Source organism: Anthropogastromicrobium aceti, from assembly GCF_020687335.1.
GTDB lineage: Bacteria > Bacillota > Clostridia > Lachnospirales > Lachnospiraceae > Anthropogastromicrobium > Anthropogastromicrobium aceti.
The window spans coordinates 1-2,590 of record NZ_JAJEQN010000087.1; the positions used below are offsets into that span (position 1 = coordinate 1).

Consider the following 2,590-nt stretch of genomic DNA (forward strand, 5'->3'; position numbering starts at 1 on the left):
AGTAGGGTAAGAACCCGGCGCCTTGCCATATTGCTATGGTAGGTTTCCGAGAACTCCCCTCCGAACCGGACTTACACCTCTCAGCGTATCCGGCTCTCCAGATGTCAGTCTAATTTCCCAGCGTGTAACTTATCGTGACAGTAGACGCAGAGTGCCATTGTCTTGCGCTTACGCCCAATCATGGCGATTTCCCATTGTTTTCTGCCACTTAAATCTTTGAGTTTTCGTACATGGTGTATTTCAAGCGGCACATTTTCTGCGCCGCACCACTCGCATTGGTTCGCTTGCAGTCTTTTAATCAGGCTGTTGCGTCCATAATTCTCAACGGCTCGTGCTACTATATCGGGATTTCCGCTTTCTACTTTGGTATTCCGGCGGAAACCGTCATTGTAGAACAGCACTTTTCCCACCTTGCCGTTTTTCTTCGGATACTCCACAACAAAATCTTTCCCTTGACGGTACTTGCGGATAATTCTGCTGATTCGTGTCCGATATTTTCCAGCAAAGGTTTTGAGCATACTGTATCTCATTACATAGTAGAAGTTATTGAGTACAGACACGTTGTTTGCAAGTCGGTAGTAGTTATACAATCCACGGATTTCTGCGTTGTATTGGTTTAGGATTTCCAAATCGTCCAAGTGCAACAGGCGAGTGCGCCGGACAGGTTCCCAAACCTCTTTGTTTCCATTTTGTTTGTCGTATTTAATCTTGAGGGCATTGTAGGAGAACAGTCGTTTTACCCACTTATCATGGGGAACATAAAGTAAGACTTTTCCATTGTTTACCCGTCTGGTAGCCCCGGTTTTGGTCTTTTTGTTGTGTTCGCCTTTGGCGATTGTGACCTCATATCCCAAGAACTTCGCAGCGTCGTGTCCATGAGTAATCAATGTCTTTTCCTCGGACATTTCCAGATGGAGTTTGTCCCGGATAAAGCAGCCTACATCTTGTTTAATCTGTTCTGCGTCCTCTTTGCTGCCGATAACTCCAATTAAGAAATCATCGGCATATCGGATATAGCAAATCCGTTTATAGCTATCGTCCATCTGGTCGCTATACGGCATAGATTTCAGACTACGCCGCAGTTCCCGGATTTCTGCAATTAAGCCCTCTTTTTCTTCCTCGCTCATTTTAGAGAGATTTCTTTTAAGCCTTTGTTCTTTCCCCCGGCAGACATCCAGCTTCTTCTTGAACGCAGGATTGATTTTACGGCGGTTTCCGCAGTTGAATTTCTCTGCATACTCTGCCATATAGCTATCCAGTTCGTTCATGTAGATGTTTGCAAGGATAGGGCTGATGATGGAGCCTTGCGGAGTGCCGGAATAAGTATTGTGATAATTCCAATCCTCCATATATCCAGCTTTCAAGAACTTCCAGAGCAGACCGATGAAATGTTCATCTGCAATCCGCTTTCGCAAAATAGCAATCAACACATGATGGTCTACGTTGTCAAAACAGCCCTTTATATCTCCCTCAACGAACCACTTTGTCCCCGTAAAATATTTCTGCACATATTTGAGTGCCGTATGACAGCTTCTGTTTATACGGAAACCGTGGGAATAGTCGCTAAAGGTTGGCTCATAAATACTCTCTAAGATGAGCCGCACCACCTCCTGTATCAGTTTATCGTCGAATGACGGTATCCCCAGAGGACGCATTTTCCCATTGGATTTCGGGATATACGTTCTCCTTGCCGGGTTAGGCTGATAACTAAAATCCCGCATCTTTTCAATGAGGGCGTTTATCCTTGCCATTCCCATTCCGTCAATGGTTTTGCCGTCTGTTCCGGCTGTCATGTTGCCTGGTTTCGCCTGTATCCGCTGATATGCCAGCAGATAGAATTGTGGATTGTACAGGTTGCGGTATAACCGCTCGTACTTGTAACTCTTGTTACACGCCTTGGATTTTAGGCTTTCCAACACATTTTCAGGACTTCTCATAATGCCTCACGCACCTTTCCTTTTTATGAATTGGTTGACATCCTGCCTCTCTTCGCCATGTAGACGGCTTTCCCGCCCTCGGACTACTACGGAGGCTCCGTTGCCATGCCGGATATTCAGCGTCATCTTTCTTGGGTTTTTACCCCTTGAAATTTATCGCCTTGCGGCATTACGCATAGCCGGATAGTTCCGGCGTTCCGGTTTAGGCAATCTCCAGTTAGACACTTTGGGAAAAGCGTATTGTGATGTCGGTAGTGGGTTTTCGTCCTTTTCCGCTTACTGCGGCTGGCTGTCATAAGTATCGTGCGGTCTGTGTTTACCTGTCACATTCCGCTATGACATACGGCGAATACAACCATCCTGCGCCGTCGGGTCGAGTATCCCGCCTCGGACTGCCCTTAAAGCAGTTTAGCCTTGCTCCTCATTCACAATGTTGCGTCTTGCCGCTCAGTCGTGGGTAGATGGTTTTCCCAACTTGCGATTTTTCCGATACGCTATTGTCCCCCTTGTGGTTTCCCTCCGAGGTAAATCGGATGACGCTAAAGTGACGCTTTTCACGTCTTTGATACTTTTCTTTACCGGCTTGCTAAAGCCGGGTTCCCAAAATGCCCGCACACCGCCTTTGGATGAAAAGCGGCGCTTCTGGACGCGCG

Annotated in this window: 2 protein-coding genes; both read right to left on the bottom strand. The window is 46.8% G+C overall.

Annotated features, from left to right (window positions below; genetic code table 11):
• Positions 1–104: 104 nt before the first annotated feature.
• Entirely contained in the window at positions 105–1,937 is a 1,833-nt protein-coding gene (locus LKD48_RS16290; RefSeq protein WP_042958109.1) for a reverse transcriptase/maturase family protein, read from the bottom strand.
• A 447-nt stretch (positions 1,938–2,384) separates the two neighbouring features.
• A partial coding sequence (locus LKD48_RS16295) for a hypothetical protein (RefSeq protein ID WP_207647608.1) occupies positions 2,385–2,590 on the bottom strand: 206 nt, incomplete at its 5' end.